This window comes from Tessaracoccus sp. MC1627, assembly GCF_014164725.1.
In the GTDB taxonomy this organism is placed as follows: Bacteria; Actinomycetota; Actinomycetes; order Propionibacteriales; family Propionibacteriaceae; genus Arachnia.
The window spans coordinates 60,706-77,247 of the sequence record NZ_JACJGA010000009.1 but is presented as its reverse complement, the minus strand read 5'-3'; the positions used below and the strand labels follow the sequence as shown (position 1 = coordinate 77,247).

Genomic DNA, 16,542 nt, shown 5'->3' with positions numbered 1-16,542 from the left:
TCAGTCCTTGACGGCGACCAGGAGGCCGTTGCCCACCGGCAGCAGTGCCTGGGTGTAGGCCTCCGAGGCGGTCACGGCGTCCAGCGCCTCCCGGATGATGATGGACTCGTCCGATTCGTTCGCGTCGTCGGCGACCTGGTTGTTCCACAGGGCGTCGTGGACGATCAGCATTCCGCCCGAACGCAGCAGCCGAAGCGAGCCCGCGACGTACTCGACGTACTCGAGCTTGTCACCGTTGATGAAGACGACGTCGTAGGCGCTGTCGCGAAGCTTGGGCATGATCTCGATGGGCGAACCGGCGATCAGCCGGAATCGTGAGGACGGGAAGCCGGCAGCCGTGAAGAATTTGCGCGCAGGCAGCTGATTGTCCGCCTCCACGTCAATGGAGGTGAGGATGCCGTCGGTGCCCATGGCGCCGAGGAAGGCCAGGCCGGAGCTGCCCATCATGGTGCCGACCTCGACCACGGCCTTGGCGCCGATGGCGCGCGTCAGGACCTTGAGGGTGGCCACCACGCCGAGCGACACGGGCGTCAGCCCCGCGATGGTGGCCTCGTCGCGCGCCTCGGAGATCTCCGCCGTGGGGGGCACGTGGTCCTCGGCGAATTCCCAACTGGCGGGGGTGGGCGGTTCCAAGTGGCTGGCAGGCGTGTTCACGCGCCCAGCCTAGTGGCCAGTAGGATGACGCGCATGAGTCACGTCGTCAATGCCGAGATCGCCGCAACGGTGCTCTCAGTCTCAGTGGAAGCCGGCCAGAAGGTCCAGGCGGAGGACGCGGTCGTCGTGCTTGAGACCCTCAAGATGGAGATCCCGGTGCTGGCCGGGGTGTCCGGAACCGTCACGGAGGTGGTCGTGCGGGCAGGCGACGTGGTCCACGACGACGACCCGCTCTTCATCATCGCGGAGGACTGATGACCGACGAAGACATGCAGCCCCTGTTCGGACGCGTCCTGACCGCGATGGTCACGCCGTTCACAGCTGACGGATCGGAGGTGGACTATGCACAGGTGGCACGCCTGGCGGCTCATCTCGTCGACGATCTGGGCAACGACGGGCTCGTGATCAACGGCACGACGGGGGAGTCCCCTACCACCACGGACAAGGAGAAGCGTGCGGTGCTGGACGCCGTGGTGACGGCGGTGGGGGACCGGGCCAGCGTCATCGCGGGCGTAGGCACCTTCTCCACCGATCACTCCGTCGAGCTCGCCAGGCAGGCGGCCTCGGTGGGGGTCGACGGGCTGCTGGTGGTCACCCCGTACTACTCGCGGCCACCTGAGGACGCGCTCGAGGACCACTTCGTGACGGTCGCGGACGCCACGGACCTCCCTGTGATGCTCTACGACATCCCGCACCGATCGGGGCTGCCCATCCCCGAAGACATGCTGATCCGGCTGGACGCGCACCCGCAGATCCGGGCAGTGAAGGACGCCAAGGGCGCCATCGTCTCCTCCGCGACAGTCCTGTCGCGCACCAACCTCGCCTACTACGCCGGCGACGACGCGTTCCTCCTGCCGTTGCTCGCGGTGGGCGGAGTGGGCGTGGTGGGCACCTCGTCGCACTTCACGGCGCTGGCCATGCGCGAGATCATCGAGCACTTCCTCGCCGGCCGCGTGGAGGAGGCTATCCAAGCCAACCGGTACGCGCTGCCCGCCTTCCAGGGCGTGTTCGCGACTCAGGGCTGCATGATGGTCAAGGCGGCGCTCGCCGCCCGAGGCTTCGACGCCGGACCCTGCCGGGCGCCCATGGGGCGCGTGGCCGACGACATGCTTGGCCGGTACACGACGCTGCTGACGGACCTCGGATTCGAGGCGTAGGGAACAAACCGCGCCCGTTGAGCGTTGACTCCTAGAGTCGCACCGGTCGGCAGCCACACTCACAGGCTGCGCACAGGTGGAGCTGTCACCCTAGAGGTATGGAGAGGCGAGCGATGTTCAAAGGCACACGGTCGGCGAAGGCCGGCCAGGAGCCTGCCTGGACCGCGCCCACCTGGCAGGAACTCGTCAGAGATCATTCGGCGCAGGTGTATCGGCTCGCGTATCGTCTCACCGGCAACCAGCACGATGCCGAGGACCTCACCCAGGACGTGTTCGTCCGCGTGTTCAAGTCCATCCACACGTTCCAGCCGGGCACCCTCGAGGGCTGGCTGCACCGGATCACCACCAACCTCTTCCTGGACCAGGCGCGCAGGCGCCAACGGATCAGGATGGACGCGCTGAGCGTGGCCCCCGAGCATGTCTGGGGCGCGGCCACAGGGCCGGCAGAACTGCATGACGACGCTCAGCTGGACGCGGACGTCGCCGCGGCCCTGCGCTCACTGAACCCGGAGCAGAGGGTAGCCGTGGTCTTGTGCGACATCGAGGGCTTGAGCTACGAGGAGATTGCAAAGGTGCTCGACGTCAAGCTCGGCACTGTCCGCAGCCGTATCGCCCGCGGGCGCGCCGCGCTGCGCGACTCCCTCGCACACCGCGCCCCCAGCGAAGGGCGCAGCCGGTATCTCGGAGTCTCCTGAGTTCAGTGCACCGATGTGAGCGCTTCCGCCCCGACCTGTCGGCCTTCGCCGACGGGACGTTGGCGCCCAAGCGGTGGGAACAGGTCAGCTACCACCTGGCGGGCTGTGCCTCCTGCCGTGACGAGGTGGCGGCCATCTCCACGCTGTGCACAACCCTCAGTGGCTGCAGCCGCTCGGCGGCGCCGGACTCCCTGACCGCCAAGCTTGAGTCGATCGCCGGTGAGCACGCCGAGGCTCCCCTGTACATGGCCGCGGGGATGGGCGACCTTCCCTCCCTCCGACGCCGCCGCACCCGCCTCGCGGTCCGATCCGGCGCCGCGCTGCTGGCCGTCATGGTCTCCGTCGTGGTGTTGGCGGTGCTCGTGGCTCCAGACCCGGCCCGGTTGACCGACCCCGTGAAGTCCGCCCGTGAGCAGTACTCCATGTCGAGCTCCGCGATCAGCGTCACCGAGGCGGTGGGCGCCGTGCTGCTCGCCTACGAGCGTGGGGCGGACCTCGGCGAGTCCTCCAGCTACGCGCGCAGGGCCTCGCCCCACGGGGGCACAGAGCTCAGCGCCGAACAGGCCGCCGCCCTGCTCCGGGCCTCCACGGAGGCCGACCTCACCCTCACCGGCGTTCAGCGGGTCTGGATCTCCAACGGAGAGGGCCGCTACCGCACCGCGGACGTGCACACCACCAAGGTGGAGGGCCAGGGGGCCCAGCTTGAGGTGATGGACGCGCGGGGTGACCGGTTCAGCTCGAGTTTCCTACCCGAGTTCTCCGCCCGCCCAGTGGCCGCCCCAGAGCGCTGGAGCTTCACCCAGGGCGTGCTGCCCGAGCAGGTAGCCGGCCGGGCCGCAGTGCGGCTGGTGGCCTCAGACGGCGGGGGCGCCGTCGCCAGCTGGTGGGTGGACGCGACCAATGGTCTGCTGCTGTGGGGCGAGAGATATGACCCCACGGGGGCGGTGAGCCTCGCCGTCGGGTACACGCAGCTCAGTCTCGGCACAGCCCAGTTCCACGAGGACTCCCTCACCCAGCTGATCGCCCTCCAGCCGGCCACCGCCAGCGGCGCCGCCGGATGGTGCGTGGGACTCCCCACCTGTCCTCAGGAGATCGGCGGTCTGCCGCTGGTGGCCTACTCGTCCTCGGAGCGGCACGGCGCGACGTCGATGAATCTCGTCTACTCGGACGGCATCGAGACCGCCGTCGTCGGCTGGGCGGAGGGCGTTCTGGGAGACCAGGTGACCTCCCGCACCGATCTGGCCTCGGGGCTCCCAACCGTGAGCCTCTGGCAGTCCGGGCCGGCCGTGGTGTCGGTGACCACGAACGGTTCCCCCGCGTTGCTCGCGGCCATCTCGGGCCAGCTTCCCGGCGAGGAGCCGTTCGCGCCGACGCTGCTGGACCGGGCCGCCGTCGGGTTCAAACGCCTGACCGGCGTGCGCTGAGGGTCGAAGTCGAGACTGTACCCTAGGGGACGTGTTCGGCATCGACGCGATAGACCTCGTCCTCATTCTCGTGCTGGGCGTCGTCATGTTCGGCCCCGAGCGGCTTCCTGAGTATTCCCGGAAGGCGGCGCGGGTGTTCATCTACCTCCGCGGGATCGCCAACAACGCCACCAGCACCCTGCGCACCGAACTCGGCGCGGACTACTCGGACCTTGAGCTTCGCGACCTGAACCCCAAGACGTTCATCGCCAAGCACATGCGCGAGGAGGTCGCCGCACTCGACGAGGCCCGCCGCGAGCTTCAGGCCGCCGAAGCCTCACTCAAGCAGACCACGCGGGAGGCGGAAAAGGAGGCCGGCGCCGCCGTCGAGGCCACCCGGACGACGACGCCCGCGCTCCCGGCGCCGGTGGTCAACTCCCCGTTCGACCCCGACGCCACCTAGGACACCCGCCCGTCAGGTGGACAGGGGCAGGCGCGTTCCCAGCAGGCCGCGCTTCCTCGCCGCGACCTCGCCGGCCAGCGACACCATGGCCTGCGCGGCCGGATGCTCCGGATGGGTCTCGACGATCGGGCGGCCCGTGTCGCCGCCGCTGAGCAGCGTCTCGTCGAACGGGATCTGCGCCAGCAGCGGAACCTCGTAGACGAACCGCTCAGTGAGCGCCTCGGCCACCAGGGTGCCGCCCCCCGAGCCGAACAGCTCCAGCCGGTGCGGCTCGGAGCAGTGAGGGCACACCGTCTCCATCCAGCTCATGTTCTCCACCACGCCGATGACCCGCTGCTCCAGAATGTGCGCCATGGTGCCCGCCCTCTCCGCGATCTCCGAGGCCGCGGACTGGGGAGTCGTCACCACGATGACCTCCGAGCCCGGGATCTTCTGGCCCAGGGACATCGCGACATCCCCGGTGCCGGGTGGCAGGTCGAGCAGGAGATAATCCAGGTCCCCCCAGTAGACGTCCGCGAGCAACTGTGTGAGGGCGCGGTCCAGGATGGGGCCGCGCCAGGCCACCACCTGATCCCGCGACGGCTTGAGCATGCCGATCGAAATCACCTTGAGGCCACCGAGGGCGGGCACGGGCAGGATCATGTCGTCGACGACGGTGGGCCGCGCGTCTCCCAGCCCGAGGAGGTCAGGGATGGAGTGGCCGTAGATGTCGGCGTCGAGGATGCCCACCGAGCGGCCCTGCGCAGCCAGGGCGAGGGCGAGGTTCACGGTGACGGAGGACTTGCCGACGCCTCCCTTGCCGGAGGCGATGGCCAGGACCCGGGTGAGGTTGCCGGGCTGGGCGAACGGGATGACGCGCTGCTTCTCGCCGCCGCGCAGCATGGTGCGCATCGCCTCGCGCTGCTCGTCGCTCATCACCCCCAGCTCCACCGCGACCGTCGAGACGCCGGCGACGGCGGAGACCGCCGTCGAGACGCGGGTGATGATCTCGGAGCGCATCGGGCAGCCGACCACCGTGAGGAGGATCCGCACCTGCACGGCGCCGTCGTCCGAGACCGCGACGTCGTCGACCATGCCGAGGTCCGTGATCGGACGCCGGATCTCGGGGTCCTCCACTCCGTGGAGGGCTGTGCGGATGTGGGGGAGCAGGGGGTGTTCGGTCACGATGTCCTTCAGGGTGCAGGGGTGGGCTGGCGAGGCAAGTCTAGGGGCGCTCATTGAGGGCATCGCCGAGGAGGACGACGCTGGTGGCCATCAGGGCGGGCAGCCACAGCCCGGACAGGCTGCCGAGCACCACGACTGCGGGGCCGACGACCAGCGCCACTGTGAGCCTCTCACGGTAGTTCAGCCTCTGCCGGGTGCCGGGCGCCAGAAGCTGCTTCCACAGCGCCAGGTAACCGAGCATGAACAGCGCGGCGACGGCGGCGCCCACCCACCAGCCGCCGGCGATCCGCCACAGCGCGACCCCGCCCAGCACCGTCAGGGCCAGATGGCCAACGAGCAGGACGACACCGAACCACCGGATCTCGGGCCGGGCGCTCAACTGACCGCCTCGGGATCCGAGGGGGACCGTCCCGACGCCGTCCGGTCGAGGTGCTCGGCCAGCTCGCGGAGCTCCGTGCGGAGCTCACCGCGCACGAAGTCGCGGGTGGCGAGCTCCCCCAGGTGCATGCGGATGGAGGCGATCTCGCGGGCCAGGAAGTCCATGTCCGCCCGCGACTGTGCAGCGATCCGCCGGTCCTCGTCCAGGCTCAACTTGTCGCGCACCTCCTGCCGGTTCTGTGCCAGCAGGATCAGTGGCGCCGAGTACGACGCCTGGGTGGAGAAGAACAGGTTGAGCAGGATGAACGGGTACGGGTCCCACTTGAGGCCGAAGAGCCCCACCAGGTTGATGGTCACCCAGATGATGACGAAGACCGTCATGTAGACGAGGAACTTGGCCGTGCCCATGAAGCGGGCGAAGCTTTCCGCGAAGCTGCCGAACGTCTCCGAGTCCACCGCGACCTTCGGCAGCCAGCTGCGCTCGCCCGGCTGGGACAGGGGGTTGCGCTCAGCCATGGCTCACCTCGGCGCCGGAGAGGTCCGAGGCCTCCACCTCGTCCATCTGGTCGCCGCGCCAGTCATCCGGCAGCATGTGGTCCAGCACGTCGTCGACGGTGACGGCACCCACCAGCAGCCCAGCGGCGTTGACGACGGGCGCCACCACCAGGTTGTAGGTGGCGAAGAAGCGGCTGACCTGCGCCAGCGGATCCGCCGGGGACAGGGGGTCGAGGTCCTGATCCAGCAGTGTGGCCACCAGCGTGGTCGGCGGCTCCCGCAGCAGCCGTTGCAGGTGCGCCGCGCCGACGTAGCGTCCGGTGGGGGTCTCGAGAGGGGGCCGGGTGACGAACACCATCGACGCCAGCGCCGGCGTCAGGGCGTCCATCCGGGCGAACGCCAGCGCCTGGGCCACGGTGGCGTCGGTGTCCAGCACGATCGGTTCGGGCGTCATCATGCCGCCGGCGGTGAACTCCTCGTAGACCAGCAGGCGGCGCACATCGGCCGAATCCTCCGGCTCCATCCGCTGGAGCAGTTCCTCGGCGATGTCCGGGGGGAGGTCGCGGAGGAGGTCCGCCGCGTCGTCGGGGTCCATCTCTCCGAGCACGTCCGCGGCCCGCTCGGTTCCGAGCGCGGAGATGATGTCGATCTGTTCGTCCTCGGGGAGTTCCTCGATGGCCTCCGCCAGCGACTCGTCGTCGAGGGCGTCCACGACGGCTGCCAGCGATTCGGGCTCGAGGTCGTGGAGTTCCTTGGCGACGTCGGCCGGCTTCATCTCGGAGAACTCGGCGATGAGATGGGCCGCGGTGCGGCCGCTGGCCAGGATCAGGTCCGGGATCTCGCGCCACGACACCAGCTGGGGTGCGCTGCGGCTCCCGAAGCCGAACCGCCCCGCGCCGCCGCTCGCGCGCAGCGCCACCGTGTCCAGCTCCCATTCTCGGTTGCGCACCATGTGCATGGACACGTCGAGGATCCGGGTGGGCCGCGCCCGCTCGATGCTCCTGTCGAACAGGTCGCCGGCCACCAGGAGCTCCGCCTCGCGTCGCTGGAAGCGCCGGGCGTCCACCTGCCCGGTGATGGCCACCTGGTTGGGGGTGATGTCGTGCACGCGGATCATGGGCACGAAGATCCGCACCCGGGCGAACAGCTCCGCCACGAGACCCTTCACGCGCGGAGCGCGTCCCTCGGTGCGCAGGTAGCACACCACATCCTTGACGCGACCCACCTGGTCACCGGCGGAGTCGACGAGGGGGAGACCGATGACCCGCGAGATGAAAACCTGCGTATCTTTGGCGGTCATAGGGCAAATCTAGCCGCAAGGACCCGACGATGAACCAACGCCCCGCACGAGCCCGCCGCACCGTGCTGTCCGTCCCGGCCTCCAGCGAACGCTTCCTGGACAAGTCGGTGGGGCTCGACGTGGACCAGGTCTTCCTGGATCTGGAGGACGGAGTGGCTGCGGCGGCCAAGGACGAGGCGCGTTCGCGCGCCGTGGAGACCCTGCGCGCCCGCACCTGGCTGGCGCCCACGGTGTCGGTGCGGGTCAACGGCTGGGCCACCCCCTGGACGTACCGCGATGTGATCGACGTGGTGGCTGGGGCCGGCGACCGCCTAGACACGGTGTTCCTTCCGAAGGTCACCTCGCCGGGCCAGGTGGAGGCGCTCGACCTGCTGCTGACCCAGCTGGAGCGCGCCCACGGGCTCGCCGTGGGCCGCATTGGGATCGAGGTCCTCCTCGAGGACGCCGTCGCCTTGACAAGGGCCGACGACATCGCCTCGGCCAGCCCCCGCCTGGAGGCGCTGCACATGGGCCCTGGTGACCTGATGGCCTCGCTCGGCCTTCCGTCGCTGCTGGTGGGAGGACTCAGCGGCGGATATCCCGGGGACCCACTGCACCACGCCTATGCCCGGATCCTGGTGGCCGCGCGGGCCCGGGGGCTGCAGGCCGTGGACGGTCCCTACGTCGCGGTCCATGACGCGGCCGGATTCCGCGCCTCGGCCGGACGCGCCGCCGCCCTCGGCTACGACGGCAAGTGGGTGCTCCATCCGGCCCAGATCGCGGCCGGGGCCGAGGCGTTCACCCCATCGCCGGAGGCCCTGGCGCGCGCGGAGGCGATGGTCGCGGCGGCCGCACGCGGAGCGGCCTCGGGGATCGGCGCCGTCCTTCTCGGCGACGAGATGGTTGATGAGGCGGGCGTAAGCTTGGCTCAGGCCACCTTGGCGCGCGGACGGAGGAGCACATGACCGAGCCGGCGAACCGGAAGCTGATGCAGCTGAACTACCCTCAGCACATCGCACAATTCGGCACCTACGACGAGGCACAGTCGGCGGTGGACTTCCTGGCAGACGAGAAGTTCCCCGTCCAGAACCTTCTCATCGTGGGCACCGACCTCAAGCTGCTCGAGCGGGTGACGGGGCGCCGCACCTGGGCCACCGTGCTCGGCGAGGGCGCCCTGTCCGGACTCAGTACCGGCCTGTTCGTCGGCGTGATGCTGATGCTCTTCGTGGGTAACGGCAACTTCGCCATGCTCTACGTCGGCCTCGCGATGGGCGTGGTCTTCGGTGTCCTGTTCCGCGCCCTGGCACACTCCCTCACCGGGGGTAAGCGCGACTTCAACTCCGCCCGGATCACGGTGGCCACGAGCTACGAGGTGCTCGCTGAGCACAAGGTGGCGCAGCAGGCCCGCGACATGCTGACGGCTCGGCCCGGCTCCCGCGCGGCCCTGTTCGAGTAAGTGCCCCGGGCTGCCGAGGAGCGGATCCCCCTCGGGTAAGTTGTCCCTCACCACCACTGTCCAAGGAGCACGTCGATGGATCTGAACTGGACCACCTACAACCCCGGCACCCCCGCGGAGCGCGTGCTGCTCGTCGGGCCCAGCCTCGGGGGCAACGCCGCCCATCAGTGGACCCCCGTGGCGGCCCAGCTGATCGACGATGCCCGTGTCGTCTTCGTCGACCTCCCGGGTACCGGGCTGGGGACGGTCTGGGACGACGCCGACGAGCCCACCCTGGACGCGGTGGCCGCAGGCATCGCGCAGGTCGCGGCCGAGGTGCGCGAGGAGGTGGGGGCAGAGGTGCCCGTCTACTTCGCCGGGCTGTCCATCTCCGGGGCAACCGCGCTGCACGTGGCGCGCGACTATGACAAGACCTTCTCGGGTGTCGTGGTGGTGGCGTCGGCCGCCACCGTCGGCGAGCCGGCCCGCTGGCTGGACCGCGCGGATCAGGTGGAGGCCACCGGCACCCAGCAGTTGGTGGAGGAGACCACGAAGCGGTGGTTCACTCCGATGTTCCGCGCCCAGCAGCCCGCCGTTGTGGACGCCGTGATGGAGGGGCTGTCCGCCGCGGACGACCACTCCTATGCCCAGCTCTGCCGGGCGCTGGCCACCCACGACGTCCGGGACGACCTGCCCTACATCACTCTTCCCGTGGTGATGGTGGCGGGGGAGCGGGACACCTCCACCCCGATCGCCAACGTCGAGCTGGTGGCCGAGACGGTGCAGCGCGGCGAGCTGCACGTGGTGCCGGAAGCTGCGCACCAGGTGACGGTGGCGCGCCCCGCAGACGTGGCCCGCGTGATCCGGGGGCTCCTCACCCGCGGCCAGACCTCCACCGTGGTCTCGGAGTCCGAGGACTGAGCCTCAGCCGCGGCTCCGGGCCAGCCAACGCTCCACGTCGTCGGCGGTGCGGGGCAGCGCCTCGGACAGGTTCACCGGATCCGAGTCCGTGATGAGGATGTCGTCCTCGATGCGCACCCCGATGCCGCGGTACTCCTCAGGCACGAGCAGGTCCGTGGACTTGAAGTAGACACCGGGCTCCACCGTGATGACCATCCCGGAGCGCAGCGTGCCGAGGCGGTACTCCTCCGCTCGGGCGTGGGCGCAGTCGTGCACGTCGAGGCCGAGGTGGTGGGAGGTGCCGTGCACCATCCAGCGGCGGTGCTGGCCGCCGTCGGCCGACATCGACTGGGCGGCGCTGACGGGCAGGATGCCGAGCTCCTCGAAGAAGCCCGCCAGCACGGTGATGGCTGCCCGGTGCACATCAGCGAAGGCGGCCCCGTCGCGGCAGGCCGCGATGCCCGCGGTCTGCGCCGCGAGGACGGCCTCGTAGACCCGCCGCTGGGGCGGGGTGAAACGGCCGCTGACCGGGAGCGTGCGCGTGATGTCGGCCGTGTACAGGGTGTTGACCTCCACCCCGGCATCAAGCAGGAGCAGATCTCCGTCGCTGAGGTCCCCGTCGTTCCTGATCCAGTGCAGGGTGTTGGCGTGATCCCCGCCGGCGGCGATGGTGTCGTAGCCGATGGCGTTGCCGAGGTGCCGTGCGTGCAGCTCGAAGATGCCCTCGACCCACCGCTCGCCGCGGCCCTGCTCCACGGCGCGCGGCAGCTCGCGGGCAACGGCCTCGAAGCCGACGGCGGTGGCGGCGCAGGCACGCTGCAGCTCGGTCACCTCGAACTCGTCCTTGACGAAGCGGGCCTCCGAGGAGGCTCGCTCCAGTCCGGCGTCTCTCGAGAGGTCTTCGTCGGTGCGTGCACCGTCGACGAGGGCGGTGACCGCCGGGTCCGCCTCGCGGATGACGGCCAGCGGCCCCGACGCGTGGCCGATGACGTCCTCCAGTTCGCGGATGTCGCGGCAGGGGAGTCCGACAGCGGCCGCCATCTCCTCCAGCGAGTCGCGCCGGCCCACCCACATCTCGCCGTAGCGGGCGTCGGCGTAGAACTCCCGGTCCGTGCGCGGGGCGCGCGGGCGGAAGAACAGCGTGGCGTCGTCGTCCTGGATGAGGAGCACAGCGTCCGGCTCCCTGTCCTCGCCGAGGCCTGTGTAGTAGGCGAACGCGCTATGGGGCCGGAACCGGTAGTCGGTGTCGTTGGAGCGGGGCTTCAGCGGACCGGCCGGTACAACGAGGGTGGTGCCGGCGAACTCCTGCGCGAGCTGCACCCGCCTGGCGGCCGCGTAGCGCGCGGCGGGCAGCCGATCGGGCAGTGCGTGGTGGTCCGGAGCCCATCCACTGACGATGAAGGTCTTGAACTCCTCGGAGTAGGGGTCGCGGCGGTTCCCGGAGCGGTCGTCGGTCATGCGCCCCACTGTACGCGGGCGCCCTTCCCTGTACGATTGCCGATCGACCCCACGAAGGAGTGCCGGTGACCGGACCGTACGTCACGCTCGAACGTCACGCGTGGGCGGCGTTGGCCGACGCGACGCAGATCGATCTCGATGAGGTCACCCTCGACAGACTCCGCGGCATCGGGGATCCCACCTCCCACCGGGACCTCGTGGAGGTCTACCGCCCGCTGACGCAGCTGCTCCACCTCTACATGGAGAACACCGGGAGGCTCTACTCGCAGAGCCATGACTTCCTGGGACTGGATGTGGACCGCACGCCGTTCGTCATCGCGGTGGCCGGGTCCGTGGCGGTGGGCAAATCCACGGTCTCGCGCCTGCTGCAGGAGCTGCTCCGCCGGGCGCCGGGGCAGCCGCGGGTGGACCTCATCACCACCGACGGCTTCCTCTACCCCAACGCCGAGCTGGAGCGTCGCGGTCTCCTGGAGCGTAAAGGATTCCCCGAGTCCTACAACCGGCGGGCGCTGCTGGACTTCGTCATCGACGTGAAGTCCGGCGTGCCGAGCGTGTTCGCACCCGTGTACAGCCACATGGTCTACGACATCGTTGCGGGCGAGCACATCGCTGTGGAGCGCCCGGACATTCTCATCATCGAGGGCCTGAACGTGCTGCAGCCAGCCCGAGTCGAGGCGGACGGGAAGCCGGGGCTGGCGGTGAGCGACTTCTTCGACTTCTCCGTGTTCGTCGACGCTCCCGAGTCGCACATCAAGCAGTGGTTCCTAGAGCGCTTCCTCACCCTGCGGCGGACCGCGTTCACCGACGAGCGGAGCTTCTTCAGGCGTTACGCGGAGCTGTCCGAAGCCGACGCCGTCGCGTTCGGCGCCCGGGTCTGGGAAGAGATCAACGGCCTCAACCTCCGCCTCAACATCGAGCCCACCAGGGATCGGGCCACGGCCATCCTCGTGAAGCGCGAGTCGCACGCAGTCGACTCGATCCTCATCCGCAAGGTGTAACCGCAGCGGATCCCTCACAGGCGCGGATGTCAAGAAACGCGCATTCATCATGTACGGTTTTTCGCGTGTGTGGAATCGTGGGATATCTCGGACAACGTGACGGACTCGATGTGGTACTGAGCGGGCTTCGCCGGCTCGAGTATCGCGGCTACGACTCAGCGGGTGTCGCCCTGCCGAGCGGGGGGCGCATCGAGTGGCGCAAGAAGGCAGGCAAGATCGTCAACCTTGAGGCCGCCATCGCCGCGGATCCGCTTCCCACCGGGCACGTGGCCATCGGCCACACCCGCTGGGCCACCCATGGAGCGCCGACGGACCAGAACTCGCACCCGCACGTCTCGGAGCGCGTGGCCATCGTCCACAACGGCATCATCGAGAACCATGGCCAGCTCCGCGCCGAGCTGCCGGGCGTCGAGTTCTCCTCCGAGACCGATTCCGAGGTGGCCGCGCACCTGCTGCGACGCGAGCTGGAGGCGGGCCTGGACCTCCTCGCCGCGATGCGCGCCGTCGTCTCGCGCCTGGAAGGCGCCTTCACGCTGGTGGCCGTCGACGCCCAGGACCCGGACCGGATCGTCGCCGCGCGGCGTAACTCGCCGCTGGTGGTCGGCGTGGGGGAGGGCGAATGGTTCCTCGCCTCGGACGTGGCCGCGTTCATCGCCTACACCCGGGACGCCATCGAGCTCGGCCAGGACCAGATCGTCGAGCTCACCCCCGCCGGGGTCAGCGTGACCACCTTCGACGGCGCGCCGGCGCCGACCAAGGAGTTCCACGTCGACTGGGATCTGGAGGCCGCGCAGAAGCAGGGCTACGACTGGTTCATGCGCAAGGAGATCTTCGAACAACCCCGCGCCGTGGCCGACACGCTGCTCGGCCGCCTCAACGAGCGCGGCGAACTTGTCCTCGACGAGATCCGCATCTCCCCCGAGATCCTGCGCCGGATCAACAAGATCGTCATCGTCGCCTGCGGCACGGCCTTCTACGCGGGCCTGGTGGCGAAGTACGCCATCGAGCACTGGACCCGCATCCCCTGCGAGGTGGAGGTGGCCTCCGAGTTCCGCTACCGGGACCCGATCATCGACCCGATGACGCTGGTGGTGACCATCTCCCAGTCCGGCGAGACCGCCGACACGCTGATGGCCATCCGGCACGCCCGGGAGCAGGGCGCCAAGGTGATCGCCATCTGCAACACCAACGGCGCCACCATCCCGCGCGAATCCGACGCCGTCATCTACACCCACGCCGGCCCCGAGATCGGGGTGGCCTCCACCAAGGGTTTCACCACCCAGCTGGTGGCCTGCTACCTGCTCGGCCTCTACCTGGCGCAGGTGCGTGGCATGAAGTACGGAGACGAGATCGGGGCACTCCTGGCCGAGTTGGAGCGGATGCCCGATGCCATCCAGGGCATGCTCGACAACCAGCAGCAGGTCCTGGACCTGGCGCGCGAGTTCGTCAACGAGCCCTCCGTGCTGTTCCTCGGCCGCCACGTGGGCTACCCCGTCGCGCTGGAGGGGGCGCTCAAACTCAAGGAACTGGCCTATATCCACGCGGAGGGCTTCGCGGCCGGGGAGCTCAAGCACGGCCCCATCGCGCTGATCCGCGAGGACCTGCCGGTGTTCGTCGTGGTGCCGCCCCGCGGCCGGGACCAGCTTCGGGACAAGGTGGTGTCCAACATCGCCGAGGTCCGGGCCCGTGGCGCGAAGACGATCGTCCTGGCCGAGGCCGACGACGAGGAGGCGCGTGCCGCGGCGGCGGTGTTCATCGAGCTGCCGAAGCTCTCCACGCTGCTGCAGCCGGTGGCCGCCATCATCCCGCTCCAGCTCTTCGCCTGCGAGTTGGCCACCCTGCAGGGCCACGACGTCGATCAGCCACGGAATCTGGCCAAGTCGGTCACCGTCGAGTAGGGGTTCAGCCCTAGAGTGGCGCCATGATCGTGGGTATCGGCACGGACCTGTGTGTCATCGAGCGTTTCCGGGACATGCTGGAGCGTCGCCCCGGCCTGGATGAGCGCCTTCTCACCCCGGCCGAGCGTGCTCTCTCCATCGAGTCCCAGGCCGCCCGGTTCGCCGCGAAGGAGGCGTTCGCCAAGGCGCTCGGCTCGCCGGGCGGCATGCGATGGCTGGACTGCGAGGTGGTCAAGAACGCCGACGGCGACCCGGCCTTCCGCAACGCCGGGTCCGTCGCGGCCAGGGTGGAGGCGCTGGGCATCCGCCACATCCATCTGTCCATCAGCCACGACGGTGGCTTCGCCACGGCGATGGTGGTGTGCGAAGCATGAGGCCCGTGGTGACCGCGGCCGGGATGCGCGCGGCCGAGGCGAGGGTCTTCGCCGCCGAGCCCGGCGTGGACCTCATGGGACGAGCCGCGGCCGAGGTGGCCCGGGTGGCCACCTCCGTCGCCCCGGAGGGCCCGGTGCTGGTGGTGGCCGGGCCCGGCAACAACGGGGGAGACGGACTGTTCGCGGCCGCCCAGCTCGCCCAGCGCCGCGCCGTCGCTGTCTGGTGCGTGGCCGGCAGCGCGCACGAGGGTGGCCTCGCCGCGGCGCGGGCGGCCGGCTGCCAGGTGGTGGAGGCGACGGCCGCCGTCGAGGCCCTCGCGGAGTGCGCCCTGGTGATCGACGCGTTCACCGGCCTGGGATCGCGGCCCGGGCTGCCGCCTGTGGTCGAGACCATGGCCGACGCGTGCGCGGACCTGGGTGTGCCCGTGCTGTCGGTAGATCTGCCCAGCGGCCTCGACGCGGACTCCGGGGCGACGCATCCGAGTTTTCGCGCCGCCCACACCGTCACGTTCGCCGCACTGAAGCCCTGCCACGTGCAGGAGCCAGCCGCCTCTCGCTGCGGCCAGGTGCACGTCGCCGACATCGGCGTGGAGGCAGACGCTCCGCTGCTGCAGCAGGCCGAGGTGGCCGACGTGGCGCGGTGGTGGCCCGCGCCGGTGCCCACGTCGGACAAGTACACCCGCGGAGTGGTGATGATCGACACCGGCTCCGACCAGTACCAGGGCGCCGCGATCCTCGGCGTCTCGGGTGCCCTGCATGCCGGGGCCGGCATGGTGCGCTACACCGGTCGCGTGGCCTCCGGACTGATCCTGTCGCGGTTCCCCAGCGTGGTGATCGGCGAGGGGCGCGCCCAGGCGATGGTGGTGGGTTCCGGGTGGGGCGACGGTGAGGGCACCGAGGGGCGCGTGGCGAACGCGGGACTCCACGAGGTGCCTACCGTCGTCGACGCCGACGCGCTCACCTCGCTGCCCGCGGGGCGACTCGACGGGTGGCTGCTCACCCCGCACGCCGGCGAACTGGCCCGGATACTGGGCTGCACCCGTGCCCACGTCGAGGCGCATCCGTTGGTGTGCGTGCGGGAGGTGTCGCGGCAGACGGGCGCGGCGGTGCTCCTCAAGGGGGCCACGCAATACGTGGCTGAGCCGTCGGGGCGCGTGACCATGGCGGTGAGGGGGCCCGCCTGGACCGCCCAGGCCGGATCCGGTGACGTGCTGGCGGGGATCTGCGGAGCCCTGCTGGCTGCGGGACTCCCGGCGTGGCGGGCGGGCGTGTTGGGTGCCAGCGTCCAGGCCATCGCCGCCGAGCGGAACCCCGGCCCGTACCCGCCAGACGCGCTGGCGGCGAGGCTGCCCGCCGTGATCGCTGAACTGGCAGGACGGTAGCTCCTGAGGAGGGTCGCCCGCGGAGCGTTGCCTGTCCCTTCGCTCCATGAGGAGGGTCACCCCCCTCGCTCCCTGAGGAGGGCCGCCCGCGGAGCGGCGTGGCCTGTCCCCTTCGCTCCATGAGGAGGGCCGCCCGCGGAGCGGCGTGGCCCTGTCTCGAAGGGTCGTGACTTCCACATTCATGCTGATCTCGTGGTCGGGTGCGGGGTGCGGGGTGTGGGCCGGCAGGGCGGCGTTGGGGGTGGGTGTGCTTGGGCGGGGTGCCGGTTGGGTGATCCTCGGGTTGGGCACCGCTGCGCAGTGCCGCCCTGCCGTCCCCCACCCTCGCTCCCAGTCGCGGGACCCTCCGTCGATTGAGAATAATCATGCCCGCGGAGCCGCGCAGCCCGCGTCGAAGCCAACCCGGCCT

At 70.1% G+C, this 16,542-nt stretch carries 18 protein-coding genes; 12 read left to right on the top strand and 6 right to left on the bottom strand.

Going from position 1 to position 16,542, the window contains the following annotated elements; genetic code table 11:
• Positions 1-654, bottom strand: a complete 654-nt coding sequence (locus tag H5399_RS16215) for a class I SAM-dependent methyltransferase (RefSeq protein ID WP_182784527.1) — start codon at positions 652-654, stop codon at positions 1-3.
• 33 nt (positions 655-687) lie between these two features.
• Here H5399_RS16215 and H5399_RS16210 point away from each other — a divergent pair, with 33 nt between their 5' ends.
• The 5 genes from H5399_RS16210 to H5399_RS16190 all read left to right on the top strand — a co-directional run bounded on the left by H5399_RS16210 (position 688) and on the right by H5399_RS16190 (position 4,372).
• A complete protein-coding gene (locus H5399_RS16210) occupies positions 688-909 on the top strand; it encodes an acetyl-CoA carboxylase biotin carboxyl carrier protein subunit (protein ID WP_182784525.1) in 222 nt (73 codons plus the stop codon).
• Positions 909-1,811, top strand: a complete 903-nt coding sequence (gene dapA / locus H5399_RS16205) for a 4-hydroxy-tetrahydrodipicolinate synthase (protein WP_255422401.1) — start codon at positions 909-911, stop codon at positions 1,809-1,811. The genes H5399_RS16210 and dapA overlap by 1 nt, the downstream gene beginning before the upstream one ends.
• 113 nt (positions 1,812-1,924) lie before the next feature.
• On the top strand, positions 1,925-2,506 hold the full coding sequence (sigE, locus tag H5399_RS16200) for an RNA polymerase sigma factor SigE (RefSeq protein WP_220489611.1): 582 nt from the start codon (positions 1,925-1,927) through the stop codon (positions 2,504-2,506).
• Between the two features lie 5 nt (positions 2,507-2,511).
• The gene (locus tag H5399_RS16195) at positions 2,512-3,930 is read left to right on the top strand and encodes a zf-HC2 domain-containing protein (RefSeq protein WP_182784521.1); all 1,419 of its coding nucleotides are present in this window, start codon (positions 2,512-2,514) and stop codon (positions 3,928-3,930) included.
• A gap of 31 nt (positions 3,931-3,961) precedes the next feature.
• Positions 3,962-4,372 (top strand): sec-independent translocase, encoded by a 411-nt coding sequence (locus tag H5399_RS16190; RefSeq protein WP_182784519.1) that lies wholly within the window; start codon positions 3,962-3,964, stop codon positions 4,370-4,372.
• A 12-nt stretch (positions 4,373-4,384) separates the two neighbouring features.
• On the opposite strand, the gene H5399_RS16185 is transcribed toward H5399_RS16190, so the two are convergent.
• The 4 genes from H5399_RS16185 to H5399_RS16170 are packed head-to-tail and all read right to left on the bottom strand — an operon-like array spanning position 4,385 to position 7,709.
• Entirely contained in the window at positions 4,385-5,590 is a 1,206-nt protein-coding gene (locus tag H5399_RS16185; protein ID WP_220489609.1) for an Mrp/NBP35 family ATP-binding protein, read from the bottom strand.
• Complete coding sequence (locus H5399_RS16180; protein ID WP_182784517.1) at positions 5,577-5,915, bottom strand: hypothetical protein; 339 nt, start codon at positions 5,913-5,915, stop codon at positions 5,577-5,579. Before H5399_RS16180 ends, H5399_RS16185 begins: the two co-directional genes overlap by 14 nt.
• On the bottom strand, positions 5,912-6,430 hold the full coding sequence (locus tag H5399_RS16175) for a DUF1003 domain-containing protein (protein WP_182784515.1): 519 nt from the start codon (positions 6,428-6,430) through the stop codon (positions 5,912-5,914). Before H5399_RS16175 ends, H5399_RS16180 begins: the two co-directional genes overlap by 4 nt.
• Positions 6,423-7,709 (bottom strand): magnesium transporter, encoded by a 1,287-nt coding sequence (locus tag H5399_RS16170; protein WP_182784512.1) that lies wholly within the window; start codon positions 7,707-7,709, stop codon positions 6,423-6,425. The genes H5399_RS16175 and H5399_RS16170 overlap by 8 nt, the downstream gene beginning before the upstream one ends.
• Positions 7,710-7,738: 29 nt before the next feature.
• Here H5399_RS16170 and H5399_RS16165 point away from each other — a divergent pair, with 29 nt between their 5' ends.
• From H5399_RS16165 to H5399_RS16155, 3 genes are all read left to right on the top strand, one after another.
• Positions 7,739-8,653: a CoA ester lyase gene (locus tag H5399_RS16165; protein WP_182784510.1), complete on the top strand. Its 915-nt coding sequence runs from the start codon at positions 7,739-7,741 to the stop codon at positions 8,651-8,653.
• Positions 8,650-9,144: a general stress protein gene (locus tag H5399_RS16160; RefSeq protein ID WP_182784509.1), complete on the top strand. Its 495-nt coding sequence runs from the start codon at positions 8,650-8,652 to the stop codon at positions 9,142-9,144. Before H5399_RS16165 ends, H5399_RS16160 begins: the two co-directional genes overlap by 4 nt.
• Before the next feature lie 75 nt (positions 9,145-9,219).
• The gene (locus tag H5399_RS16155; protein WP_182784507.1) at positions 9,220-10,044 is read left to right on the top strand and encodes an alpha/beta fold hydrolase; all 825 of its coding nucleotides are present in this window, start codon (positions 9,220-9,222) and stop codon (positions 10,042-10,044) included.
• A gap of 3 nt (positions 10,045-10,047) precedes the next feature.
• Here H5399_RS16155 and H5399_RS16150 read toward each other — a convergent pair whose 3' ends face one another.
• Positions 10,048-11,481: an aminopeptidase P family protein gene (locus tag H5399_RS16150; RefSeq protein WP_182784505.1), complete on the bottom strand. Its 1,434-nt coding sequence runs from the start codon at positions 11,479-11,481 to the stop codon at positions 10,048-10,050.
• A 35-nt stretch (positions 11,482-11,516) separates the two neighbouring features.
• On the opposite strand from H5399_RS16150, the gene coaA reads away from it, so the two are divergent.
• The 4 genes from coaA to H5399_RS16130 all read left to right on the top strand — a co-directional run bounded on the left by coaA (position 11,517) and on the right by H5399_RS16130 (position 16,133).
• Positions 11,517-12,479: a type I pantothenate kinase gene (gene coaA, locus H5399_RS16145; RefSeq protein WP_370585816.1), complete on the top strand. Its 963-nt coding sequence runs from the start codon at positions 11,517-11,519 to the stop codon at positions 12,477-12,479.
• A 65-nt stretch (positions 12,480-12,544) separates the two neighbouring features.
• A complete protein-coding gene (glmS, locus tag H5399_RS16140) occupies positions 12,545-14,377 on the top strand; it encodes a glutamine--fructose-6-phosphate transaminase (isomerizing) (RefSeq protein ID WP_182784501.1) in 1,833 nt (610 codons plus the stop codon).
• 23 nt (positions 14,378-14,400) lie between these two features.
• A complete protein-coding gene (locus tag H5399_RS16135) occupies positions 14,401-14,751 on the top strand; it encodes a holo-ACP synthase (RefSeq protein WP_182784499.1) in 351 nt (116 codons plus the stop codon).
• A complete protein-coding gene (locus H5399_RS16130) occupies positions 14,748-16,133 on the top strand; it encodes an NAD(P)H-hydrate epimerase (protein WP_182784497.1) in 1,386 nt (461 codons plus the stop codon). Before H5399_RS16135 ends, H5399_RS16130 begins: the two co-directional genes overlap by 4 nt.
• Positions 16,134-16,542 lie beyond the last annotated feature (409 nt).

What these genes read in the sequence shown, in the direction of transcription:
- H5399_RS16185 (WP_220489609.1), bottom strand. Translation starts at nt 5,590, where the DNA reads ATGAGCGCCCCTAGACTTGCCTCGCCAGCCCACCCCTGCACCCTGAAG.
- H5399_RS16160 (WP_182784509.1), top strand. Translation starts at nt 8,650, where the DNA reads ATGACCGAGCCGGCGAACCGGAAGCTGATGCAGCTGAACTACCCTCAG.
- H5399_RS16165 (WP_182784510.1), top strand. Translation starts at nt 7,739, where the DNA reads ATGAACCAACGCCCCGCACGAGCCCGCCGCACCGTGCTGTCCGTCCCG.
- H5399_RS16150 (WP_182784505.1), bottom strand. Translation starts at nt 11,481, where the DNA reads ATGACCGACGACCGCTCCGGGAACCGCCGCGACCCCTACTCCGAGGAG.
- sigE (WP_220489611.1), top strand. Translation starts at nt 1,925, where the DNA reads ATGTTCAAAGGCACACGGTCGGCGAAGGCCGGCCAGGAGCCTGCCTGG.
- H5399_RS16135 (WP_182784499.1), top strand. Translation starts at nt 14,401, where the DNA reads ATGATCGTGGGTATCGGCACGGACCTGTGTGTCATCGAGCGTTTCCGG.
- H5399_RS16130 (WP_182784497.1), top strand. Translation starts at nt 14,748, where the DNA reads ATGAGGCCCGTGGTGACCGCGGCCGGGATGCGCGCGGCCGAGGCGAGG.
- dapA (WP_255422401.1), top strand. Translation starts at nt 909, where the DNA reads ATGACCGACGAAGACATGCAGCCCCTGTTCGGACGCGTCCTGACCGCG.
- H5399_RS16155 (WP_182784507.1), top strand. Translation starts at nt 9,220, where the DNA reads ATGGATCTGAACTGGACCACCTACAACCCCGGCACCCCCGCGGAGCGC.
- H5399_RS16170 (WP_182784512.1), bottom strand. Translation starts at nt 7,709, where the DNA reads ATGACCGCCAAAGATACGCAGGTTTTCATCTCGCGGGTCATCGGTCTC.
- H5399_RS16210 (WP_182784525.1), top strand. Translation starts at nt 688, where the DNA reads ATGAGTCACGTCGTCAATGCCGAGATCGCCGCAACGGTGCTCTCAGTC.
- H5399_RS16175 (WP_182784515.1), bottom strand. Translation starts at nt 6,430, where the DNA reads ATGGCTGAGCGCAACCCCCTGTCCCAGCCGGGCGAGCGCAGCTGGCTG.